The 21,898-nt window shown below is 73.1% G+C and carries 19 protein-coding genes; 6 read left to right on the top strand and 13 right to left on the bottom strand.

The window, feature by feature from the left end; all coding sequences use genetic code 11:
* Positions 1-36 precede the first annotated feature (36 nt).
* Complete coding sequence (locus ACGFYU_RS05190; RefSeq protein ID WP_393825861.1) at positions 37-1,530, bottom strand: hypothetical protein; 1,494 nt, start codon at positions 1,528-1,530, stop codon at positions 37-39.
* Between the two features lie 229 nt (positions 1,531-1,759).
* Between ACGFYU_RS05190 and ACGFYU_RS05185 the strand changes: the two genes are divergently transcribed.
* From ACGFYU_RS05185 to kstD, 3 genes are all read left to right on the top strand, one after another.
* A complete protein-coding gene (locus tag ACGFYU_RS05185) occupies positions 1,760-2,884 on the top strand; it encodes an aminoglycoside phosphotransferase family protein (protein ID WP_393825860.1) in 1,125 nt (374 codons plus the stop codon).
* A 221-nt stretch (positions 2,885-3,105) separates the two neighbouring features.
* A complete protein-coding gene (locus tag ACGFYU_RS05180; RefSeq protein ID WP_393825859.1) occupies positions 3,106-3,699 on the top strand; it encodes a hypothetical protein in 594 nt (197 codons plus the stop codon).
* 88 nt (positions 3,700-3,787) lie between these two features.
* Positions 3,788-5,587, top strand: coding sequence for a 3-oxosteroid 1-dehydrogenase (gene kstD / locus ACGFYU_RS05175; protein WP_393825858.1), 1,800 nt, complete (start codon positions 3,788-3,790; stop codon positions 5,585-5,587).
* A 20-nt stretch (positions 5,588-5,607) separates the two neighbouring features.
* Here kstD and ACGFYU_RS05170 read toward each other — a convergent pair whose 3' ends face one another.
* The 11 genes from ACGFYU_RS05170 to ACGFYU_RS05120 all read right to left on the bottom strand — a co-directional run bounded on the left by ACGFYU_RS05170 (position 5,608) and on the right by ACGFYU_RS05120 (position 16,252).
* Entirely contained in the window at positions 5,608-6,108 is a 501-nt protein-coding gene (locus ACGFYU_RS05170; protein WP_150520950.1) for a hypothetical protein, read from the bottom strand.
* A 101-nt stretch (positions 6,109-6,209) separates the two neighbouring features.
* Positions 6,210-7,016, bottom strand: coding sequence for a maleylpyruvate isomerase family mycothiol-dependent enzyme (locus tag ACGFYU_RS05165; protein WP_393825857.1), 807 nt, complete (start codon positions 7,014-7,016; stop codon positions 6,210-6,212).
* A 40-nt stretch (positions 7,017-7,056) separates the two neighbouring features.
* On the bottom strand, positions 7,057-7,419 hold the full coding sequence (locus ACGFYU_RS05160) for a hypothetical protein (RefSeq protein WP_393825856.1): 363 nt from the start codon (positions 7,417-7,419) through the stop codon (positions 7,057-7,059).
* 63 nt (positions 7,420-7,482) lie between these two features.
* Positions 7,483-10,305 carry an ATP-binding protein gene (locus ACGFYU_RS05155; protein WP_393825855.1) on the bottom strand — a complete coding sequence of 941 codons (2,823 nt, stop codon included), beginning with the start codon at positions 10,303-10,305 and terminating at the stop codon, positions 7,483-7,485.
* A 138-nt stretch (positions 10,306-10,443) separates the two neighbouring features.
* Entirely contained in the window at positions 10,444-10,851 is a 408-nt protein-coding gene (locus ACGFYU_RS05150; RefSeq protein WP_393825854.1) for an ACT domain-containing protein, read from the bottom strand.
* A gap of 24 nt (positions 10,852-10,875) precedes the next feature.
* Positions 10,876-11,310 carry a hypothetical protein gene (locus tag ACGFYU_RS05145; protein ID WP_393825853.1) on the bottom strand — a complete coding sequence of 145 codons (435 nt, stop codon included), beginning with the start codon at positions 11,308-11,310 and terminating at the stop codon, positions 10,876-10,878.
* 315 nt (positions 11,311-11,625) lie between these two features.
* Positions 11,626-11,853: a DUF397 domain-containing protein gene (locus ACGFYU_RS05140; protein ID WP_393825990.1), complete on the bottom strand. Its 228-nt coding sequence runs from the start codon at positions 11,851-11,853 to the stop codon at positions 11,626-11,628.
* A 132-nt stretch (positions 11,854-11,985) separates the two neighbouring features.
* Entirely contained in the window at positions 11,986-13,170 is a 1,185-nt protein-coding gene (locus tag ACGFYU_RS05135; RefSeq protein WP_393825852.1) for a thiolase domain-containing protein, read from the bottom strand.
* Positions 13,167-14,225 (bottom strand): thiolase domain-containing protein, encoded by a 1,059-nt coding sequence (locus tag ACGFYU_RS05130; RefSeq protein ID WP_393825851.1) that lies wholly within the window; start codon positions 14,223-14,225, stop codon positions 13,167-13,169. Before ACGFYU_RS05130 ends, ACGFYU_RS05135 begins: the two co-directional genes overlap by 4 nt.
* The gene (locus ACGFYU_RS05125) at positions 14,225-15,184 is read right to left on the bottom strand and encodes a Zn-ribbon domain-containing OB-fold protein (protein ID WP_393825850.1); all 960 of its coding nucleotides are present in this window, start codon (positions 15,182-15,184) and stop codon (positions 14,225-14,227) included. Before ACGFYU_RS05125 ends, ACGFYU_RS05130 begins: the two co-directional genes overlap by 1 nt.
* Before the next feature lie 267 nt (positions 15,185-15,451).
* Positions 15,452-16,252 (bottom strand): crotonase/enoyl-CoA hydratase family protein, encoded by an 801-nt coding sequence (locus ACGFYU_RS05120; RefSeq protein ID WP_393825849.1) that lies wholly within the window; start codon positions 16,250-16,252, stop codon positions 15,452-15,454.
* Positions 16,253-16,429: 177 nt separating this feature from the next.
* Between ACGFYU_RS05120 and ACGFYU_RS05115 the strand changes: the two genes are divergently transcribed.
* Positions 16,430-18,055, top strand: coding sequence for an acyl-CoA synthetase (locus ACGFYU_RS05115; protein ID WP_393825989.1), 1,626 nt, complete (start codon positions 16,430-16,432; stop codon positions 18,053-18,055).
* Between the two features lie 621 nt (positions 18,056-18,676).
* On the opposite strand, the gene ACGFYU_RS05110 is transcribed toward ACGFYU_RS05115, so the two are convergent.
* Positions 18,677-19,531 (bottom strand): alpha/beta fold hydrolase, encoded by an 855-nt coding sequence (locus ACGFYU_RS05110; RefSeq protein WP_393825848.1) that lies wholly within the window; start codon positions 19,529-19,531, stop codon positions 18,677-18,679.
* A 108-nt stretch (positions 19,532-19,639) separates the two neighbouring features.
* Here ACGFYU_RS05110 and paaK point away from each other — a divergent pair, with 108 nt between their 5' ends.
* Both paaK and ACGFYU_RS05100 read left to right on the top strand, forming a co-directional pair.
* Complete coding sequence (gene paaK, locus ACGFYU_RS05105) at positions 19,640-20,968, top strand: phenylacetate--CoA ligase PaaK (protein ID WP_393825847.1); 1,329 nt, start codon at positions 19,640-19,642, stop codon at positions 20,966-20,968.
* Between the two features lie 149 nt (positions 20,969-21,117).
* Positions 21,118-21,894, top strand: a complete 777-nt coding sequence (locus ACGFYU_RS05100; RefSeq protein WP_393825988.1) for a YhjD/YihY/BrkB family envelope integrity protein — start codon at positions 21,118-21,120, stop codon at positions 21,892-21,894.
* The last annotated feature ends 4 nt before the right edge of the window (positions 21,895-21,898 follow it).

Here is a 21,898-nt window from a genome sequence, read left to right as displayed (position 1 = left end):
GGCGCACCCGCGGGGCGGGCCGGCCGGTCGGGCGGCTCAGACGGCCGTACCCCGTGCCCGTGGCGCGGGGCTGTCGGGCAGGGCCAGCTTGATCTCCTCGCGCAGGTCCTCGATGCGCGCGTAGCCCGCGTACTGGCCGGTGAGCCGGTACATCTCGCGCAGCCGGTCCCATGTCCGGTGCGAGGAGGTCTCGTTCATGGACACGAGGGCCAGGCGGGCGTAACGGTCCGCCTGTTCCGGGTCGTCGGCGATGAAGCAGGCCGAGGCCATGGAGATGTAGTCGAAGATCTGCGAACGCTGGTAGCCGTCGCCGCGCAGCCGCAGGGCCTCCCTGGCGTGGCGGGCCGCGACGGGCGCCGCCGTGGCGTCGTGGTCGGCGAGGGTCCGGTACGCGAGCGCCTGCATGCCGTGCAGGTCCGCCTCGTCGAAGTGCTGCATCCAACTCGGCGGCGGGACATCGCCCTTGTCGGAGACGAACAGCTCCTCCGCCTCGCCCAGGGTGCGCCGCATGGCCTGGCCCTTGCCCATGGCGGCCTGCGCCCAGGCCTCGATGGTGTGCAGCATGGCGCGGGTGCGCGGCAGGGTCTGCTCACCGGAGCCGGACTGGGCCAGCTTCATCAGGTCCAGGGCCTCGTTCGGCTTGCCGAGGTGGACCATCTGGCGGGCCGCCCGGGAGAGCGCCTCGCCGGCGCGCGGCCGGTCGCCGCCCTCGCGGGCCGCGTGCGCGGCGATGACGAAGTACTTCTGCGCGGTGGGTTCGAGGCCCACGTCGTGGGACATCCAGCCCGCGAGGACCGCGAGGTTGGCCGCGACCCCCCACAGCCGGCGCTGGAGGTGGTCGGGGTGGTGGTAGGCGAGCATGCCGCCCACCTCGTTCAGCTGGCCGACGACGGCTTTGCGCTGCAGTCCTCCGCCTCTGGAGGCGTCCCAGGCACGGAACACCTCGACGGAGCGCTCCAGGGCCTCGATCTCCTGCGAGCCGATCGGGGCCGCCTCGTAGCGGTCGTAGCCCGCCGGGTCGGCCTGGAAGGCCTCCCCGAAGCGCTGCGCCTCCTTGGCGGGGGCGGGGTCGGTGTGGAGCCAGTCGTACATGGCGTTGCTGAGGGCTGAGCCGGCGGTGAGCACGGCGCCCGCGCCCATCAGACCGCGACGGTTGAGCATGAGGTCCATTCCCGTGAATTCGGTGAGGACCGCGGCCGTGCGTTCGGGCGCCCAGGGCATTCCGTCGGGGTTTTCCTGCGCCCCGTCCGGCTGCCGTTTGGTGGCGCGCCGCTGCCGTACGAACCCGAGGTCCTCGATGGTCACGACACGACCGAGCCGCTCGGTGAACAGTGCTGCCAGTACCGTGGGCACCGGTTCGCGCGGGGTCTCCCCCATGTCGATCCAGCGCCGCACCCGCGAGGTGTCGGTGGCCAGCTGGGGGTGGCCCATGGCCGCCGCCTGCCGGTTGACCATCCTCGCCAGCTCGCCTTTCGACCAGCCGGCCAGGCCGAACAGGTCGTTCAAGCGGGTGTTTGGACCTTTGCTCACGTCAAGCCCCCAGGTTCTCGGCTGATTTGACAGTAGCCCGCCGTCAGAGGCCCCGTGCATATTCGCCAGGCTTCGCCAGGGCACGCTTCGTGGTCCGCCACCCGCGACCGGGTGTCAGGTAGGAATGCGCCTCCCCGACCCGGTCACCGGCGGAACTCCCCAGGGTGAAGTACGGGATCGGCGGGGCGGCGTACGCAACTCGTCGGCGCACGAAGGGATCCGTAACTCCATGTACGCATCAACGTCCTCCGTGTCCGCCCCGGTCCGGCCGCACCGCACGCTCCAGGCGGGCGGGGGCCCCTACCTCGAACCCGGCCGCCCCGCGGCTCCGGCGCAGGGCGCCGTACGGGCGCGGCGGATGCCGGGTGCCGGTTCACAGCCGCTGAGCGGAAGAATCGACCTCTCGGGGCCGCAGGGGGCGCAACTGCGCACCGCGCTCGCCTCGGTGCAGCGGATCTGTCCCGAGTTCGCCCCGGTCCAGGTGCTGCGGCGCAGCGGCCGCTCGGTCCTCCTCGTGGGGACGACGGGACGGATGACCGCCGTCGCGAAGGTTTTACTGGACCACTCGCCGGAGTGGCGCGAGCGCTACCGGCACGAAATAGGAGCGTACCGGACCTTCGTCCGGCACCGCCCGCCCGTCCGGGTGCCCCGGCTGATCGCCGCCGACCCGGAGAACTGCGTACTGGTCGTCGAGCGGATGGCGGGCCGCGTCGCGGCGCTCCAGCGGCACCCGGTGGAGGCCCCGCCGCGGGTCGACCTGCGGGCGGCCCTGGGCGCGGTGGTCCGGCTGGGCCAGTGGCGTCCGCCGGCCGAGTTGTTCGGGACCCCGCTGAACTACGCCCGGCGGATCGCCCGTGACTACGAGCTGGGCCTGCTGACCGACCGGGACCTCGGGGACCTCCAGAAGCTGCTGCACGGTGTGAAGCTGTCGGGCGCCTCGCTCCAGTTCAACCACGGTGACGCGCTCCTGTCGAACCTGCTGCTGTCCCCGGCCGGGCCGGTGCTGCTCGACTGGGAGCACGCGGGCTGGTACCTGCCCGGCTACGACCTGGCCACCCTGTGGACGGTCCTGGGCGACGCCCCGGCCGCGCGGAGCCAGATCAGCCGGCTCGCCCAGTCGGCCGGTCCGGTCGTACGGGACTCCTTCCTCATCAACCTGATGCTGGTGCTGACCCGGGAGATCCGGATGTCCGAGACGGCCGTCCAGCGCTCCATGCTGGCGACCGCACCGGTCCAGCCCCTGCCGGCGGGGGCCCTGTCCTCGGGCGAGGAGCAGCGGCTGCTGCTGCGCCGCCTGCACGACGATGCCGGAATGGCCCGCAGAGCGGTCCGAGCGGCGGTCGGCACCCGCTGACCCCGCCCCCATGACGCGAAGTCCCGTGGCTCCCACCGCCACGGGACTTCGCTCGTACGCGGGTGCGACGGTGCGGGGCGGGTGGAGGTGGTCCTCCGGGCTGATGGGGCTCCCCCGTACGGGGGGTGGGATCCCCTCGCGCGGGGGATCCGCAGCCTGGGGGGTGACTGCGATCTTCGGAGGAGACCGGGCAATCCGTGCCCGCGGCTCCGGAGGAAGCCATGTTCGTGCATGCCGAGACCCGTCTGCCCGTGCGGCGGATGCGCGCCGTCTGGAAGGCGGCGCACACCCCGATGGCGGGAGTTCCGCGCTGGGCGCGGATCGCCGCGTACGCCATCCCCTTCACCGTCCTGCCGTCCGGGCTCTGGCGGCTGGGCCTGCTGTTCGTCGACCACGTCGGGGCGGACAGCGGGCGGTTGCCGGGCTGGCTGCCGCTCGAGGTGTATGTCGTCATCCTCTCGGTCGTGTCCGAGCTGCTGGCCTTCACGGCCGTCGGGCTGGTCGCCGCGTGGGGAGAGGTGGTCCCCCGTTGGATCCCGGTCCTGGGCGGCCGGCGGATACCGGTGGCGGCCGCCGCTGTCCCCGCCGCGCTCGGTGCCCTCGCGCTGACCGCCCTCTGGACCGTCCTCTCGGTGGTGACGCAGGTGGCCGGGACCACCATCCAGGGTGATCCGATACCGGCGAACTTCCCCAGCGAGGTGGGCGGCTGGACGGCTCTGTGGTTCTACGTCTGCTACGCCCCTCTGGTGCTGTGGGGCCCGCTGCTGGGCCTGGTGACGGTGGCGTACTGGAGGCGGCGGCGCCACATGGCTTGACATCACATGATCCCCCGAACACTTTTCTGACTCAGCATCAGACGTGCTGGAGTCACCTCCCTCCTCCCCACACCGCTGGAGCCTGCCCATGTCCGCGAGCGCTTCACGCACTTCCCCCGGCGCCCTGCCGTCCAGACGTACCGTCCTCGCCGGGACGGGGGCCGGGGTGCTCGCCGCCACCGTGCTCCCGGCCGCCGCGGCGCGGGGCGCAGGTGCCCAAGAGGGTCCCTCGCTCGGCGAGTACGACGTCGTCGTGGTCGGAGCCGGGGCCTCCGGGATGACCGCGGCCCTCACCGCCGCCCAGCGGGGCCTGAGCGTGCTGGTGGTGGAGAAGGCCCCCACCTTCGGCGGCTCCGCGGCGCGTTCGGGGGCGGGGATCTGGCTGCCCAACAACTCGGTGATCCTGGGCGCTGGCGTTCCGGACACCCCTCAGAAGGCGGCGACGTACCTGGCGGCCGTCGTCGGGTCCGAGGTGCCGGCCGACCGCCAGGCGGCCTTCCTGGCCAACGGACCGCGGATGCTGGATTTCGTGATGGCCAACAGCCCTCTCAAGTTCCGGTTCATGGAGGGGTACAGCGACTACTACCCCAACCTGCCCGGCGGGCTGCCGAACGGCCGCTCCATCGAACCGGACCAGATCGACGGGAACATCCTCGGCCCCGAACTGGCCCGTCTGAACCCCGCGTACATGCCCGTCCCGGCCGGGATGGTGGTCTTCAGCCAGGACTACAAGTGGCTGAACCTCGCGGCGGTCAGCGCCAAGGGCCTCGCCGTCTCCACCGAGTGCCTGGCGCGCGGAACGGAGGCGGCCCTGCTCGGGCAGAAGCCGCTGACCATGGGGCAGGCGCTGGCGGCCGGGCTGCGGGCCGGCCTGATGCGGGCCGGGGTCCCGGTGTGGCTGAACAGCCCGCTGGTCGACCTGGTGCAGGAGGGCGGGGCCGTCACCGGGGTCGTGGTGGAGAAGGAGGGCGTACGGGGCACCGTACGGGCCCGGCGCGGGGTGGTCATCGGCTCGGGCGGCTTCGAGCACAACGCGGCGATGCGGGCCCAATACCAGCAGCAGCCGATCGGCACCCAGTGGTCGGTGGGCGCGAAGGAGAACACGGGCGACGGGATCCGGGCCGGGCAGCGGGCCGGTGCCGCGCTGGCCCTGATGGAGGACGCGTGGTGGGGTCCGTCGATCCCGCTGCCCGGGGAGCCGTACTTCTGCCTCGCCGAACGGACCCTGCCGGGCGGGCTGATCGTGAACGCGAACGGCGCGCGGTTCGTCAACGAGGCGGCGCCGTACAGCGACGTGGTCCACGTGATGTACGAGAAGGACCGGGGCGCGGTCGGCTCGCACATCCCGGCCTGGCTGATCGTGGATCAGAACTACCGCAACAAGTACCTGTTCAAAGACGTCCTGCCGACGATCGTCTTCCCCGACTCCTGGTACGAGTCGGGGGCGGCGAAGAAGGCGTGGACGTGGGACGCACTGGCGGGCCAGATCGGGGTGCCGGCGGCCGCGCTCCGGGCGACCCTCAACCGGTTCAACGCGCAGGCGTGGAACGGGACCGACGTGGACTTCCACCGGGGCGACTCGGCGTACGACCACTACTACACGGACCCGAACGTGCAGCCGAACTCCTGCCTGGCGCCGATCTGGGCTCCGCCGTTCTACGCCTTCAAGATCGTGCCGGGTGACCTCGGGACGAAGGGCGGCATCGTGACGGACGCACGGGCCCGGGCACTGCGCGCGGACGGCTCGGTGATCCGGGGCCTTTACGCGGCGGGCAATGCGAGCGCGGCCGTGATGGGCCACAGCTACGCGGGGGCCGGATCGACGATCGGCCCCGCGATGACGTTCGGCTACGTGGCGGCGAACGACATCGCGGACACCGTGGGGTAGGCCCGGCCGAAAGGGACGGCCTAGCCCTGCTGGAAGAGCTCGGCGGGGAGCGGCTTCAGGAGGGCGTAGAGGTCATCGGTGATCGGGCGGTCCCAGCTGGCGATGGTGACCAGCACGTTGTCGCTGCGGTCGAACTGCACGCAGGAGATGCGGGACTCCGACAGCTTGATCTTCCGGACGATGAGGAGGTTGTCGCCCTGCATGACGGGGCAGTCCTCGGCGCCGGTGACCTCGACGTCCTCGTCGTTCTCGAGTGCGTCGAGGAGCTGGGCCACCTCGAAGGGGACCTGTCCCTCGGAGAGGTCCCGGGCGGGGGAACCCTCGGGGAGGTTGCCGATGATCATCGCGGGGCCGCGTCCGCCGAACAGGTCGTAGCGGAGGAAGACGCCCTGGCAGCTGCCGTCGGGCGCGGGCAGCAGCCCGGCCCCGAGATTGCCCGGCCAGTCCCCCGGGTCCATGGCCAGGACGTCGAAGTCCGGGCCGGCGGGTGTGGCGGCGCGGTGGCGGCGGAGGAAGGACATGCCGCCATGGTACGTGGCCGCACGGGTTTTCCGGCCCGGGGGGCCCTCACCGCGCCCGCGAGGGCCCGGACCCCGGCGGACGGCCCTCGCGTACGGGCCCGTCAGATCGGCGGGACCAGCTCGAACCAGCGGCTGACCAGGTACTCGTTCCCGCTGACGGTGAGCGCGGAGGCCGGGATCCGGTTCCAGAGGAACAGCATCAGGTCCGAGGCGGTGCCGGCGAGCTCGACGTCGGCGGGGCCGCCGTCGCTCCCGACGCGCCACAGGTCGCCCTCGGCGTGGACGGTCCAGTCGCCGGGGCCGTCGGTCTGCCGGAACCGGTACCGCTCCCCCGTGCCGGGTGGGGCCTGTCGCACGGCACGGCGGTAGGGGGCCGCCACGTCGAAGGTGTGCGGCACCGCGTCGGCCGCCAGCTCCGGGTCCATCGGGGCCGGCTCGCCGGTTGCGCCCTCCGCGTCCCAGCGGTGCACGGCGGCCTCGATGGTCTGCGTCCGCAACCAGAAGGCAGCGCTCTGCTCGGTCGACCAGGTCCAGACGGGAACGTCCGGGTCCGTGTCGCGGAACAGGTCCTCAAGGGCTCGCGCGCCCTCGGTGAACCAGTCGGTCAGAGCGGGCGGCACCGGTTCGAGGTTCGGCGCCCGGTCCGGCATCGGCCAGGCCGCCAGCACGACCGGGTCGGAGGGGAGCCCGTAGAGGGCACGGTCGGTGTGGTCCGGGGCCGCGGTCAGGGCGCCGCGGAGGATGTGCGCGACGTAGCGGTGCACTCCTCCCAGGTGCCCGACGAGGTCGGAGACCGACCAACCGGGGCATGAAGGGACCAGCGGGGCCGGTCGGCCCGCGCCGATCGCCCGGTGAATCGCCGCCTCGAAAGCGGCTACTTCGCTGTGGAAACGGGCGACGTGATCCATACCGCCCGCTGTGCCAGCCCGGACCGGGGGCGGGCGCGCGTCACGCCGTTCGCAGGATCCGGTGGCCGAGGGCGGGCGAGAGGCGCAGGATGGTGTGCAGCAGCTTCACCCTGCCGATGTGGATCTCCGCGGAATCGCGGCGGATGCCGCTGATGACGGCCCGGGCCGCCTGTGCCGGGCTGATCTTGCCGCGGCCACGGCCGCGCGTCATGTCGGTGTCGACCAGCGGAAGGACCGCGTCGATCACCCGGATGCCCGATGAGGCGTCGCCGTCGAGGAACCGGCGTTTGGCGTCGAAGGGCAGGAGAGCCCGGTTCGCCTCGGGTGCGACGGCGGTGAGGCCGTCGGCCGCGAGCGGCCGCTGCACAGCCGCCACCAGTGTGGAACTCGCGAAATCGTCCATGCCCTCCCCTGTCGACTCACCCGGGACACGGTAGGTCCGGTGCGTCGGGGCCGTCTTGAACGATCACGCCAGTGTCCTTGCCGGACACCCCCTAGGGAGCGCCTCGGGTGGGCCGGGGGTGTGGCTGGCCGGGGCGTGTTCCACGGGCGGGGACGGTCGGGGGTCCCGGAGGGCGCGCTCCGCGACCGCTCGTTCGTCGGCGGTCAGCCCCTGCGGGTCGGCGGGCCCGCACGGAAGGGTGCCGCCCAGCCGCAGGAGGGTGGTGGCGCTCGTGGCCTCCAGGCCGTCGGCCCCGCATTCACGGGCCGTGGTCACCGCCCGCGCCAGCAGCTCGGTGTCGCCGAGTTCGGTGCCGAGCGCGGCCAGAGCGCAGGCCAGCTCGTGGCCCGCCGGGGAGGCGGAGAGCAGGTGGACGGATTCCGTCAGGAGCGGGACCCGCTGCCCGGCCGGGGCGACCTCGGCGGCGAACCGGAGGGCCTGCCCGATGGCGGAGGACGCTCCGAAGGCGCGGGCCTGCCGGAGCGCGTCGGCGGCCAGGGCGCGGGCCCGGTCCGGGTCCTCCCCCGCCACCGCGCGGGCCAGGTGCAGTCGCCACGGGCACCAGGACGGGTTCTGGATGCCGCGCGGGGTCAGCCGGCGGCCCACCGCCTCCAGTTCGGCCGCGGCCGCCTTGGCGTCGCCCCGGGCCAGCAGCAGTTCGGCGTACACGGTCTGGGAGTCCGGGAAGACCACGGCTGCCGGGAAGGGCTCCCCGTACTCGTGTTCCCGGCACAGCGACCATGCCTCGTCGATCCGGCCCCGGGCCAGCAGGGTCTCGGTCAGGATGGCGATCGCGTACCAGTGGACGGGCGTGCGGCGGCCCACCCGTTCGGCGAGCGCCAGCCCCGCCCGGGCCAGTTCCTCCGCCTCGCCCAGTCGCCCGCGCCGGAAGCGGATGTAGGCGCGCAGGCTGTACGCGAAGGAGAGGTGCGCCCCGCGCCAGCCCTGCCGCTCGAACTCGGCCGTGCCCGCCTCGAAGAGTGCCTCCGCCTTGCCCGGCCGGTCGGCGTACATGTAGGTCAGGGCGACCAGCACCGGGACCTCGAAGCCCCGGTCCTCGTGCGCCCAGCTGAAGGAGTCCCCCAGGGCGCGCGCCGCGTGGCCGAGTACCACGTCGACCGGCTCGCCGCGCAGGGTCGCGTCCCAGGCGCGCAGCCCGATGACGTACCGCTCGGTGAGGTCGCGGCCGGTCAGCCGGCCGGCGAGGTGCGCCAGCCGGCGGGAGCGGGCCGGGGAGTCGGTCTCGGCGGCGTCGAAGGCGTCCCACATGAACTGCTCGGACTGCAGGCGCAGCCGGGCGCGCGAGTCCCGGGTGTGCGGGATCTCCCGCGCCAGCGCGGCGGAGGCTTCGGCGAGGTGGTCGCTGTGGGCGAGCACCTGGGCGAGCCGGATGACGATGCCCTGGCGCAGCGCCGGGTCGTCCACGGGCTCGGCGAGGGCGTCCCGGAGGTGGTTGACGGTGTTGGCGGGCTCGGTGAGCAGGGAGGCGCAGCCGAGTTCGTAGAGGACGGCGGCGCGCTCGTCGAAGCCCGGGGGTTCGCGCAGCGCGCGGGCGAGCTGGCGGCGGGCGGCCTCGGGGGCGCAGGCCCGGAGGTTCTCGCCGGCGGCCTCGCGCAGGGTGCGTACGACCCAGGGGTCGTTCTCGGGGTGGGTCTCCAGCAGGTGGCGGGCGGCTGCGGAGGCTCCGAGTCCGGCGTCGACGACGGCCGCGGCGGCCTTGCCGTGCAGGGCGACGCGGAGCGCGTCGGGGATGGAGCGGTAGAGGGCGGTGGCGATGAGGGGGTGGACGAACTCCAGCCCGGCGTCGGGCTCTTCGGTCGCCGCGGACAGGATGCGGGCGTCCCGCAGCCGCGCGGTGGCGTCCGCGGCCTCCTCGGTGCCCAGCGCGGCGACCCGGGCGGCGAGCTCCTGCGGGATCGCGGTGCCGAGGACGGCGCAGGCCCAGGCGAAGCGGACGGTGGAGGGTCCGAGGCGTTCGAAGCGGGCCACGAGTCCGCTGCCGCGCTGGGCGGCGGCGAGGTCGCGCAGCAGCGGGGCGCTCGCCTCGACCGGGGCGAGGCCCTTCTCCCGGACCTTGGCGGTGAGTTCGACGGCCTCGAAGGGGTTGCCGGCGGTGACCGTCCAGGCCGCGTGACAGAAGGCGTCATCGGCGTGGTCGCCGACCGCCTCGCGGACCAGGGCCGCGACGGCGGGCGGGGTCAGCGGTGCGAGGGTCAGCGGGCGGTGCCCCGCGCGGCCGGGGAGCGTATGGAAGGCGTCGGCGTGCGCGGGCAGTTCGTCGGGGCGGTAGGCGACGACGAGGAGCAGCGGGAGGTGCTCGGCGCGCGGGGCGAAGGCGGCGAGCCAGCCGAGGGATTCGGGGTCGGCCCAGTGGGCGTCGTCGAGGACCAGGGTGACGGGGGCCCGCTGGACGACGAGGTGGGTGAGGACCCAGTCGAGTCCGTCGCGCAGGCCCTGGGGGTCGGGCGGGGCGCCCTGTTCGGGTGCGCACAGTCCGAGGGCCGGGCCGACGATGGAGTACCAGCTTCCGAGAACGGAGCGCAGCTCCCGTTCGGAGGCGCCGGCCAGCTGGGGCTGGACGAGCTGGCGGGCCACGTGGAAGGGCTGGCTCTGCTCCTGTTCGCCGCCGCGCGCGGCGAGGACGGTGCAGGAGCGGGTGTGGGCGCGGCGGCGCACTTCGGCGAGGAGGGTGGTCTTGCCGAGTCCGGCGGGGCCGGAGAAGGCGAGCAGCCCGCCGCCCTCGTTCTGGGCGGGACCGGTGAGCCGGTCCAGGGTCTCGTCGACGACTGCGAGTTCCGTCTCGCGTTCGACCATGGTGCGCCGTGTGCGGGTCCGGCGGTCCGTCATGGCTGGTACCCCCCAGGCCTGTTCGGGGGAACAGCGTACGCCCGCGCACGGGGGCGGGGAGCCCACTGCGGGGAAAGATTCCGATCTTCTTTTGCGGGGCTTTGCCCAGGGTGTACGGCGGCTCCGCGCGGGCGGGGGTCAGTCCTGCGCCGAGCGCGCCGCGAGGCCTTCCAGGACGGCGACGGCTTCGGCGGCCCGGTCGGCGGCCACGAAGAGGTGGTCGTGGTGGTAGCCGGCGATGACGTTGCAGCTCAGGCCGTGTGCGCCGAGTTCGGTGGCGAAGGCCGCGGTGAGGCCGACGGCGTCGAGGGCGGAGTGGATGCGCAGGGTGATCCAGCCGGCGGTGTAGTCGTAGGCGAGTCCGGCGGTGTCGGCATCCTCCTTGCGCAGGACCAGGGTGAGGCCCTCGGGCTCCAGCACCGTGGCGACGGGGGTGGTGCCGGGCGGGACGGTGGTGTCGGGGACGGTGCAGAACACGTACAGGCCCTCGTTCAGCTGGGGCCGCATTCCGCTCAGCAGTTTCCGCAGGTCGCTCTCTCCGCTCATGCCGCCACCCTATTCGGCGCGGGCTCAGGTGCCCTGGTAGAGCCTGCGGTGCCACCAGGGGCGCGGGAGGCCGGTCCGGTCCACGGCGGGTGCGTCGGGGTCGGGAAGAGTCCGGCGCCGGAACTCCGCGTCCAGCCGCTTCAGTACGCGGCCCAGCGCGCGGCGGGCTTCGGGCGGCAGGGCGCGGTACGCGTCGGCCAGCTGGTCCCGTACCTCGGCGACGTCGTCGAGGGCGCAGCCGGGGGCGGGGCACACCGCCGCGGTCAGCCGCAGGCGGCCGCCGGGGCGCGCGAGGAAGGCGCGGTAGCGGCGCAGCAGATCCTCGACCGGGTACGTGGGGCGCGTCGCCACCCAGTGGACTCCCGCGCTCGCGGCGGCCGACAGCCGGTCCAGGGGCGGCAGTTCCCACGCCCAGGCGGGGGGCCGCCGGGCATCGAAGCCGTCTCGTACGGCGCGCACGGCGCCGGGCCGTCTACGCGGCATCGCCCTTTCGGCGGGGAGTCGTCATGGCCCCATCTTCCCAGGCCGTCCGCCGCGCGGGCAAAGGCATTTCGGCAGCGCACCCGCGAGCCCTCCTCCTGCCGGCAACGGCCGACGCGGAGCAGCCATGACCGGCCGGCGTGCGGGGCGATGCGAGGCCGCGCCTGCCACGTTGTCCGCCCGGCGCCGCGGCCGAGCGGTCCGCCGAGGCACGGGCCGGCGGCCGGCGGGCCCGCCGGCCCGGGGGGCGTGGCCGACGGGGGGGCGGGACACCGCCGGGCAACCCCGCAGGGGTTACGTGAGGTCGAACTCCCCGCCCCGCGCGTTCAGCACGAACTTGCGCCACTCGTCCGGCGCGAAGATCAGCGAGGGGCTCTCCGGCCGCTCGCTGTTGCGCATCGCGATGAAGCCCTCGACGAAGGCGATCTGGACGTCCCCCGCTCCCCGGCTGCTCGACTGCCAGTCCGCCTCGGTGAGATCGAGGTCCGGCTTGCCCCAGCCGGCGCGGGGTTGTGAAGTCATGCTCTCGGCCACGTGCGTGCTCCTCCCGGTACGTCGTCCGGGGGCAAGGTTAACCACCGCAGCGGGTGCCGCACAGGCCACGGTGAGTCACCCGTGACCGGTCCGGCACCCCTGTCCGGAAGACGGTTCCCCTCAGGAGGCGGGCGGCTCGGCCCCCACCAGCCACATCGCGAAGAACTGCGCGCCGCCGCCGTAGGCGTGTCCCATGGCCCGGCGGGCGTCCGGAACCTGGTGTTCCCCGGCCTGGCCCCGGACCTGGAGGGCCGCTTCCGCGAAGCGGATCATGCCGGAGGCGCCGATCGGGTTGGTGGACAGCACGCCGCCCGACGGGTTGACGGGGAGGTCTCCGTCGAGTTCGGTCACCCCGGCCTCGGTGAGCTTCCAGCCCTCGCCCTCCTCCGCGAAGCCCAGGTTCTCCAGCCACATGGGCTCGTACCAGGAGAAGGGGACGTACATCTCGACCGCGTCGATCTGCCGGCGCGGGTCGGTGATGCCCGCCTGCCGGTAGACGTCGGCCGCGCAGTCCTTGCCCGCCTGCGGCGACACGAAGTCCTTGCCCGCGAAGAGCGTCGGCTCGCTCCGCATGGCCCCGCCGTGCACCCACGCCGGCGGCTTCGGCGAACGGGCCGCGCCCTCCCGGTCGGTGAGGATCATCGCGCAGGCCCCGTCCGAGGACGGGCAGGTCTCGGAGTACCGGATCGGGTCCCACAGCATCGGCGAGGCCTGGACCTTCTCCAGGGTGATGTCGTGCTCGTGGAGGTGCGCGTACGGGTTCTTCAGCGCGTTGCGCCGGTCCTTGTACGCGACCAGCGAGCCCACCGTGTCCGGCGCGCCGGTGCGCCGCATGTAGGCGCGCACGTGCGGGGCGAAGAACCCGCCCGCGCCCGCGAGCAGCGGCTGCTGGAAGGGAACGGGCAGCGAGAGCCCCCACATGGCGTTCGACTCGGACTGCTTCTCGAAGGCGAGGGTGAGGACGGTCCGGTGGACGCGGGCCGCGACGAGGTTGGAGGCGACCAGCGCGGTGGACCCGCCGACCGAACCCGCCGTGTGCACGCGCAGCATCGGCTTGCCGACCGCGCCGAGCGCGTCCGCCAGGTACAGCTCCGGCATCATCACGCCCTCGAAGAAGTCGGGGGCCTTGCCGATGACGACCGCGTCGATGTCCGCCCAGGTCAGCTCGGCGTCGGCGAGGGCGCGTGCCGCCGCCTCCCGGACCAGTCCGGCGATGGAGACGTCGTGGCGGGCGGCGACGTGCTTGGTCTGGCCGATCCCGACGACGGCGACCGGCTCCTTGCCCGGTGTGCCGGATGTGCTCATGCCCGTTCCCCTTCCAGGACGGCGACCAGGTTCTGCTGGAGGCAGGGGCCGGAGGTGGCGTGGGCGACGGCCCGGTCGGACTCGCCGCGGTGGATGCGGGCGGCGGCCTCGCCGATCCGGATCAGGCCGGCGGCCATGACGGGGTTGGCGGCGAGTGCCCCGCCCGAGGGGTTCACGGCCACGCCCTCACCGAGCTTGAGCGCCTTGCGGAGCACGACCTCCTGGGAGGAGAACGGCGCGTGCAGTTCCGCCGTGTCCACCGGGGCGTCGAAGACCCCCGCGCGTTCGGCGGCGGTCCGCGTGGACGGGGAGTCGGTGAGGTCGCGCAGGCCCAGGCTGTGGGCCTCGATGCGGTGGTCGATCCCGGTGATCCAGGCGGGGCGTTCGCACAGCCGCCGCGCGGTGTCGCCCGCGGCCAGGATCACCGCGGCCGCGCCGTCGCCGATGGGCGGGCAGTCCCCGGTGCGCAGGGGGCGGACCTGGTAGTCGCCCTGCGGCACCGAACCGCTGAGCTGGGCGTGCGGGTTGGCCTCGGCGGCGGCGCGGCTGCGGGCTCCGATGGCGGCCAGGGCCTCCTCGTCCGTCTCGCCCGCGTCGATCAGGGCCTGGGCCTGGAGGGCGGCCAGGGCCACCGAGTCGGGCCAGAGGGGGGCGAGGTAGTAGGGGTCGAGCTGCCGGGTCAGCACGTCGCGTACCGACCCCGGCGAGGACTTCCCGTACGAGTAGACGAGCGCGGTGTCGGCCTCGCCGGTCTGGATCTTGACCCAGGCCTCGTAGAGGGCCCAGGCGCCGTCCATCTCGACGTGCGACTCGGAGATGGGCGGCCAGGCGCCCACCCCGTCGAGGGTCATGGTGAAGGAGAAGGCGCGGCCGGCCAGGTAGTCGCTGGAGCCGGAGCAGGTGAAGCCGATCTCGCCGGCCTTGAGGCCGGTCTGGGCCAGCACCTGGTGGAGCACCGGCATGACCATCTCGACTTCGCTGAGTTCGTCGGTGCGGCGCAGGTGGTCGCTCTGCGCGAAGGCGACCACCGCGACCTCACGGGCGTATCGGGCCATCAGATGAGCTCCTTGTACGCGTCGTAGTCCGCGTCCGGTTCGCCGGTGGGGCGGTAGTGGTCGGGGTAGCGGCCGCCTTCGGTCCAGACGGGTTCGACGCGCAGGCCCATGCGGACCTGGTCGTACGGGATGCCGCCGATCCGGCCGTGGAGGGCGAGGCCGGCGCCGTCGAGGGCGATGTGGGCGTAGACGTAGGGGACCTCGATGTCGAGGTTCCTGGCCTTGATGTTGACGATGCAGAAGGTGGTGACCGTACCGGCCGGGCCGACCTCGACCTGGTCGGTGGTGGCCACCCCGCAGGTGGGGCAGGCGCCGCGCGGCGGGACGTACACCTTGTGGCAGGACGGGCAGCGCTCGCCGACGGTCTTCCGCTCGGAGAGGGCGTTGATGTAGGCGGTCTGGGCGCGGCCGGGGCTGTAGGTGTAGTCGAGCCGGGCGGGGGCGACGATGCCGGTGACGGCGTCCGTGAACGCCCCGTCGTGCGGGACGGCCTCGCCTGCTGCCGGCCCCTCGTAGGGTTCGAAGCAGGCGATGTCGGTGATGGCGCCGCTCCGCTCGGCTGCCCACCGCACCCGCACCCGCATCCCGGTGCGCACGGCCTCGGGGCCGGGGGCGTCGAGGGCGTGGAGCAGGGCGGTGTCGGCCCCGTCGAGCCGGACCAGCACCCAGGCGAACGGGGTGTCGAGCGGCTGGTCGGGCCGGGGATGCCCGTTCCACGCCCAGGTGGTGACGGTACCGGTGGCGCCGACCTCGACGAGCTCGCGGATCTCCTCGGCGGTGGCGGGGTCGTACTCGACGGGCGGGACCATCACCTTCCCGTCGGAGGTCTTGACGCCGAGCACGAGGCCTTCGCGCAGCCCGGTGAGGAACGCGGACTGAACGGGCCCCAGGGACCGGGTGAAGGGGAACTCGACGACGAGAGGCGCACGGAGCACCTCCGGTGGGGGTGCAGCTGTCATGGGCGACTCTCCGATTCTCGGTTCGAGGGACGAAAGGGGGCACATCCCCACCCCTCCCGCCCGGACATTTCCGGCCCGCCCGGGGGCACTTCCGGCCTGGGCCGGGGGCCCGTCGGGCCAAATCAGCCTCGCCGGCGTTTGAGGCGCGGGGGCTGGGGCGGAGCCCCAGGTCTTTCAGCCCGACCCGGGGGCCCAGCCGGCCCCGGCCGGGGCCACTGCCAGCCCCGCCGGCGTTTGAGGCGCGGGGGTTCGGGGGCGGCGCCCCGGCTACTCGCGCCGGTAGACCGCGGGCCGCTTCTCGGCGAAGGCCCGGGCCCCTTCCTTCGCGTCCGCGGTGTCGAAGATCGGCCACCCCCGCAGCAGTTCCGAGGCCAGCCCCTCCGTCTCCGTCAGCTCGGCGGTCTCGTACACGGAGGCCTTCACGGCCTCCACCGCCAACGGCCCGCACTCATTGATCCGCTCCGCGATCTCCAGGGCCGCCTCCAGCGCCGTCCCCGCCGCCACCACCCGCCCGATCAGCCCGATCCGCGCCGCCTCCTGCGCGGAGTACGGCCGCCCGGTCAGCAGCATCTCCAGCGCGTGCGTCCGCGGGATCTGCCGCGGCAGCCGCACCGTGGAGCCCCCGATCGGGAAGAGCCCCCGCTTGACCTCGAACAGTCCGAAGGTGGCCCCCTCCCCCGCCACCCGGATGTCCGTGCCCTGCAGGATCTCCGTCCCGCCGGCCACGCAGTACCCCTCCACCGCCGCGATCACCGGCTTGCGCGGCCGGTGGTGGCGGAGCATCGCCTTCCAGTGCAGGTCGGGGTCGGCCTTGAGCCGGTCGCGGTACTGGTCGCCGGCCATCCCCTTCCCGGCCAGTGCCTTGAGGTCCATTCCGGCGCAGAAGTCCCCGCCCGCGCCGGTCAGCACCACGGAGCGGATCCCGTCGTCGGCGTCCGCCTCCAGCCACCCGTCGTACAGGCCCACCAGCAGCGGCAGCGAGAGCGCGTTCTTCGCCTCGGGCCTGTTCATGGTGAGCACCAGCGTGGCGCCGCGGCGTTCCACGGTCAGGTGTTCCGTCCCACCCATTGCCGTCCTCCCGTCTCAAGACCTAGAACAGGTTGCAGTAGGGGCGGGTGCAGTTCAATAGTTTTCTGACACCCAGTCAGATTTCTTGGGCGGCTCCCTTCCCACTTGTGGTCGGCGGCGCTCTAATGACCGCCGGAGCAGACCAGCCATGGGCATTTTTCGGGGTCAGGAGGAATGGTGGAGTATAACCTTGCCGACCTGTTCGAATCGGTCGTGGACGTGGTTCCGGACCGTGAGGCCCTCGTGTACGTGGACCACCCGGGGACCGGCGCCGAGCGCCGCCTCACGTACGCGGAGCTGGACACGGCGGCGAACCGCGTCGCGCACCATCTGCAGGACAGCGGGCTGAAGCCCGGCGAACACGTGGGCCTGCACCTCTACAACGGGATCGAGTACCTGCAGACCGTCCTGGCCTGCCTGAAGGCCCGGCTGGTGCCGGTGAACGTCAACTACCGGTACGTGGAGGAGGAGCTGGTCTACCTCTACAACGACGCCGACCTCGCCGCGCTCGTCTTCGAGGGCGAGTTCACGGAGCGGGTGGCCGCCGCCCTCCCGCAGACGTCGAAGCTCCGCCACCTGATCCGCGTCGGGCCGACCCCCGCGGACGCGCCGGAGCCCTCGATCACACCCGTCGCGTACGCGGACGCGGAGGCGGCCGGTTCGCCCGAGCGCGGCTTCGCACCCCGTTCCCCCGACGACCTGTTCATCATCTACACCGGCGGCACGACCGGTATGCCCAAGGGCGTGATGTGGCGGGCGGAGGACCTCTTCTTCGCCGGGCTCTTCGGCGGCGAGCCGTCGGGCGAACCGGTCAAGCGGCCGGAGGAGCTGGCGGAGCGGGTCGCGTCGAAGGGCGCCGGGCTCACCTTCTTCCCCGCCCCGCCGCTGATGCACGGCACGTCCACCCTGACCTCGTTCATCGCCTTCAACTACGGCCAGCGGGTGGTCATCCACCGCAAGTACGCGCCGGAGGAGGTGCTCCGTACGATCGCGAAGGAGAAGGTCTCCAGCGTGTCGCTGGTGGGCGACGCGATGCTGCGACCGCTCATCGACGCCCTGAAGGGCCCGCTCAAGGGCACCGACCTGTCTTCGCTGTTCAGCGTCTCCTCGTCCGGCGCGATCATGTCGGAGACGGTGCGGGCCGAATTCCAGAGCCTCGTCCCGAACGTGCTGCTCCTGAACAACTTCGGGTCGTCGGAGTCCGGCTCCAACGGGCGCGCGACGAACGACTCGAGCCCGGAGAAGGGCTTCCGCCTGGAGGTCAACGGCCGTACGCAGGTGGTCGACCCGGTGACGCACGAGCCGGTGCCGGTGGGGGTACCGGGGCGGCTCGCGCAGCGGGGGCACGTCCCGCTGGGCTACTACAACGACCCGGCGAAGACCGCCGAGACCTTCTTCCAGAAGGGCACGGAGCGGTGGGTGCTGCTCGGTGACATGGCCACGGTGGACGATGCGGGCATCGTCACGGTTCTCGGGCGGGGCTCGCAGTGCATCAACACGGGCGGCGAGAAGGTGTACCCGGAGGAGGTGGAGCAGGCGCTGAAGTCCCACCCCGACGTCTACGACGCGCTGGTCGCGGGGGTCCCGGACCCGACGTGGGGCAGCCACGTGGCGGCGGTGGTCCAACTCCGGGCGGGTGCCGCGGAGCCGACCCTGGAGCAGATCCAGACCCACTGCCGCACGAGGCTGGCGGGCTACAAGATCCCGCGTCAACTGGTCATCACCCCCACCATCCAGCGCTCCCCGAGCGGCAAGGCGGACTACCGCTGGGCAAAGTCGGTGGCAACGGAGGCCAACGACTGACCCCTGCCCCTGGGGGGCTCGGCTGGCCCCCTGCCGGGGGCTTCGCGGGGGCCGGTGCCGATCCCCTGGCCGGGGGTTCGCGGGGGCCGATGCCGGTTCCCTGGCCGGGGGCTTCGCGGAGGTCGGTGCCGGTTCCCCGACCGGAGGCTTCGCCGGGGCCGGTGCCCGGGCCGTGGCCCGGCTGGTCCCCTGCCGGGGGCTTCGCTGGGCCGAGGGCGGGGCGGGTCTCACGGCGGGGGCTTCGCGGGGTCGGGGCCGGGGTGGGGTGTCGTCCGGGACGGGCTTCGATGTTCGGCGCCCGTTCCGGGTCGGCTCTGTCGGGCGGGGCAGCGCGCCGAATTCATCTCGTTTTAGTCCCGGCCGACACCCCACCCCGTCCCCGACCCCGGCAGCACCATCCAGCCCACCCGGCACCTACCAGCCCCGGCCGGCAGCCTCTCGGAACCCTTCAGCCTCGCCGGGACGATTCAGCCTCGCCGGCGTTTGAGGCGCGGGGTCCGGGGCAGAGCCCCGGTCTTTGAGCCGCACCTGGCCAGGCACGCCAGGCAAAATCAGCCCCTCCGGCGATTGAGGAGCGGGGTGCGGGGCGGAGCCCCGGATCCTTGAGGCCCGGCGGACGGGTCAGGAAGCGGTGGTCAGGAAGTGGTCTACGCGGGCTGCGAAGCGGGCCGGGGCGTCCAGCCAGGGGAAGTGGCCCCCGCCGGGCAGGACATCGGACGCGCCCCGCGGGAAAAGGGCCGCCAGCCGAGCGGCGGCGACGGGCGGCGGGTTGCCGTCCAGCTCCCCCGCCAGCACCATCACCTCCGCCGCAACCCCCCGCAGCGCGGCCCGGGTCGCGCCCGGATCAAAGGCCCCCGCCCCCGCATAGGCGGCCGCCGCCCCCGCGTTCTTCTCCCGCGCGCTCGCCGCGACATGCGCCCGCGCCGTCTCGTCCCAGCGCCCGTACGCGAGCGGCACGGCCGCCGCCCAGTCGGCGTCCTCATCGGCGCTCGCTCCCGCCAGCAGCCGCTCGTACGCCGCGATGGCGGTGTCGTACGGTTCGCTGCCCGCCCGCAGTCGGGCCACCTCCAGCCGCTCCTCCGCGGAGATCGGCAGGTCCACCGCCCACGCGGTCGGGGTGACCATGACGAGCCGGCGCAGCCGCTCCGGGTGGGCGGCAGCGTACAGCTGGGCGAGGTTGCCGGCGGCGGAGTGCGCGAGGAGGTCCATGCGGTCCAGGCCCAGGTGGGCCCGGAGCGCCTCGACGTCGGCGACCTGGTGGTCGACGCGGTACGTGGACTCGTCGGCCGGTATCGCGGAGTCGCCGGTGCCGCGCAGGTCGAGCAGGATCAGCCGGCGCCGGGCGGACAGTCCGCCGAGCTCGCCCAGGTAGGCCGAGGCTCGCATGGGCCCGCCCGGGAGGCAGACCAGCGGCGGGCCCTCCCCGCTGATGCGGTAGGTGAGTTCGGTTCCGTCGTATGTGGTGAAGGTTGGCATGCGGGCCATCACAGCAGACGATCACTCGTTCGAGTCATTGATTTACCCGGCCCGGGCCTGGCAATCTACCGAATGATCGGTCGGTATCTCCAGGATGAGGTGACGGGCATGGCGGCTTACGCGGATCTCCACGACGAAGGCGAACGGCTCGACCGCGACGCGCTGGCCGCGCTCCAGCTGACGCGGCTGCGCGAGACCCTGCACCGCGCCTACGAACGGGTGCCGTTCTACCGGGAGGCCTTCGACAAGGCCGGTGCCCATCCCGACAACTGCCGTTCCCTCTCCGATCTCGCCCTGTTCCCCTTCACCACCAAGACCGATCTGCGCGACCAGTACCCCTTCGGGATGTTCGCCGTCCCCCGGGAGGAGGTGCGCCGCGTCCACGCCTCCAGCGGCACCACCGGGCGCCCCACGGTCGTCGGATACACCGACGGGGATCTATCCACCTGGGCGGATGTCGTCGCCCGGTCCATACGGGCGGCGGGCGGCCGGCCGGGCCAGATCGTCCACATCGCCTACGGCTACGGGCTGTTCACCGGCGGCCTCGGCGCGCACTACGGGGCCGAGCGCCTCGGCTGTACGGTCGTGCCCGCCTCCGGCGGGATGACGGACCGGCAGGTCCGGCTCATCCAGGACTTCCGGCCGGAGGTCATCATGGTGACCCCTTCCTACATGCTGACGCTGCTGGACGAGATGGAGCGCCAGGGGATCGACCCGCGCGCGACCTCGCTCAGAACGGGCATCTTCGGCGCCGAGCCGTGGACCGAGGAGATGCGCCGGGAGATCGAGGAGCGGCTCGGCATCGACGCCGTGGACATATACGGGCTCTCCGAGGTGATGGGTCCGGGCGTGGCGCAGGAGTTCGCCTCCACCAAGGACGGGCTGCACATCTGGGAGGACCACTTCTACCCCGAGGTGGTCGATCCGCTGACGGGCGCGGTCCTGCCGGAGGGCGAGCCCGGCGAGCTGGTGTTCACCTCCCTCACCAAGGAGGCCATGCCCGTCATCCGCTACCGCACCCGGGATCTGACGCGGCTGCTGCCCGGGACGGCCCGTCCGGCCTTCCGCCGGATGGAGAAGGTCACGGGCCGCAGCGACGACATGATCATCCTGCGCGGGGTGAACGTATATCCGACCCAGATCGAGGAAGTCCTGCTGAGGACGGCCGGCCTGGCTCCGCATTTCCAGCTGCGGCTGACGAAGGAGGGCCGGATGGACGCCCTGACGGTACGGGTGGAGGCGCGCCGGGAGGCGGACGCCGTTCGGCGGGAGGCCGCGGGCGCCGCCGTGGTCCGGGCCGTGAAGGAGGGGATCGGGGTCTCCGTCAAGGTCGAGGTGGTCGATCCGGAGACGCTGGAACGCTCCGTCGGGAAGATCAAGCGGCTGGTGGACCTCCGGGGGGCCGGAGAGGGAGGGGACACGCTTGGGGGCGGCTGAAACCACCCCTTCGGGCCTATTTCGGGGCGGCTCCCGGGAGCCGGCGGGCCCCGCCGGGTAGTGCATGAGGCGTGATCTCCCTCATCCGGCAGCTCTACGACCGCCTCCAGGGCTCCCCGGCCGGGCTGGCCTGGAGCCGCGGCCGGGAGATGGAGCTGATGCACCGGGCGATGGGCTTCGCGGCCCTCGGGTTCCTCACCCTCGTGCCGCTGCTGGTAGTCGTGGCGGCCGCCGCGCCCGGCAGCGGCTCGGGGTTCGGCCGCTGGCTCGGTCAGGCCCTCGGGGTGACGGAGTCCTCGCGGGCCCGCGTCGAGATGCTGTTCAGCGCGGCGGACCTGGCGCTGGAGCGGACCACCGCCTTCGGGCTCGCGGCGCTGGCCGTCTTCGGCCTGACGTTCGGCTCGGCGGTGCAGACCGGCTACGAGAAGGTCTGGGACCTGCCGACCGCGCGCTGGCACACCATGTGGCGGCACGTCGTCTGGCTCGCCCTGCTGGTCTGCTACCTCGCCCTGCTCGTCGAGATCCCCGCTCCGTCGAACGACGCCATGGGCACCATCCTGGGCACCCTCGGCGACCTCGTCGGAACCTGCCTGTTCTTCTGGGGCTCGCAGCGGCTGCTGCTGGGCGGCCGGGTCCGCTGGCGCGCCCTGATCCCGGGGGCCGTGGCAACCAGCCTCGGGCTGCTGGGGCTGCGGATCTTCTCGCAGTTGGTGTTCTCCCCGTTGATCGCCTCGAACGCCGTGACCTACGGCCCCTTCGGCACCCTGCTGGTCGTCCAGTCCTGGCTGGTCGGCGTCGGCTTCGTGGTCTACGGGGGAGCCCTCGTCGGCCGCCTCCTGCACGAGCACCTCACCCTGCGCCGCCTGCGCCAAACCGGAATCTCTCCCCCCGACGACTCCCCTTCTCATGATCCGGGAACGGGCTGACCGG

This window comes from Streptomyces sp. NPDC048337 (assembly GCF_043201175.1).
Taxonomy (GTDB): domain Bacteria; phylum Actinomycetota; class Actinomycetes; order Streptomycetales; family Streptomycetaceae; genus Streptomyces.
Note: the sequence above shows the minus strand (reverse complement) of the source record. Positions and strands in the feature narration are given on the sequence as shown.

What these genes read in the sequence shown, in the direction of transcription:
- ACGFYU_RS05135 (WP_393825852.1), bottom strand. Translation starts at nt 13,170, where the DNA reads ATGAGCACATCCGGCACACCGGGCAAGGAGCCGGTCGCCGTCGTCGGG.
- ACGFYU_RS05185 (WP_393825860.1), top strand. Translation starts at nt 1,760, where the DNA reads ATGTACGCATCAACGTCCTCCGTGTCCGCCCCGGTCCGGCCGCACCGC.
- ACGFYU_RS05140 (WP_393825990.1), bottom strand. Translation starts at nt 11,853, where the DNA reads ATGACTTCACAACCCCGCGCCGGCTGGGGCAAGCCGGACCTCGATCTC.
- ACGFYU_RS05155 (WP_393825855.1), bottom strand. Translation starts at nt 10,305, where the DNA reads ATGACGGACCGCCGGACCCGCACACGGCGCACCATGGTCGAACGCGAG.
- ACGFYU_RS05150 (WP_393825854.1), bottom strand. Translation starts at nt 10,851, where the DNA reads ATGAGCGGAGAGAGCGACCTGCGGAAACTGCTGAGCGGAATGCGGCCC.
- paaK (WP_393825847.1), top strand. Translation starts at nt 19,640, where the DNA reads ATGGCGGCTTACGCGGATCTCCACGACGAAGGCGAACGGCTCGACCGC.
- ACGFYU_RS05165 (WP_393825857.1), bottom strand. Translation starts at nt 7,016, where the DNA reads ATGGATCACGTCGCCCGTTTCCACAGCGAAGTAGCCGCTTTCGAGGCG.
- ACGFYU_RS05110 (WP_393825848.1), bottom strand. Translation starts at nt 19,531, where the DNA reads ATGCCAACCTTCACCACATACGACGGAACCGAACTCACCTACCGCATC.
- ACGFYU_RS05180 (WP_393825859.1), top strand. Translation starts at nt 3,106, where the DNA reads ATGTTCGTGCATGCCGAGACCCGTCTGCCCGTGCGGCGGATGCGCGCC.
- ACGFYU_RS05100 (WP_393825988.1), top strand. Translation starts at nt 21,118, where the DNA reads ATGGAGCTGATGCACCGGGCGATGGGCTTCGCGGCCCTCGGGTTCCTC.
- ACGFYU_RS05170 (WP_150520950.1), bottom strand. Translation starts at nt 6,108, where the DNA reads ATGTCCTTCCTCCGCCGCCACCGCGCCGCCACACCCGCCGGCCCGGAC.
- ACGFYU_RS05130 (WP_393825851.1), bottom strand. Translation starts at nt 14,225, where the DNA reads ATGGCCCGATACGCCCGTGAGGTCGCGGTGGTCGCCTTCGCGCAGAGC.
- ACGFYU_RS05125 (WP_393825850.1), bottom strand. Translation starts at nt 15,184, where the DNA reads ATGACAGCTGCACCCCCACCGGAGGTGCTCCGTGCGCCTCTCGTCGTC.
- ACGFYU_RS05160 (WP_393825856.1), bottom strand. Translation starts at nt 7,419, where the DNA reads ATGGACGATTTCGCGAGTTCCACACTGGTGGCGGCTGTGCAGCGGCCG.
- kstD (WP_393825858.1), top strand. Translation starts at nt 3,788, where the DNA reads ATGTCCGCGAGCGCTTCACGCACTTCCCCCGGCGCCCTGCCGTCCAGA.
- ACGFYU_RS05120 (WP_393825849.1), bottom strand. Translation starts at nt 16,252, where the DNA reads ATGGGTGGGACGGAACACCTGACCGTGGAACGCCGCGGCGCCACGCTG.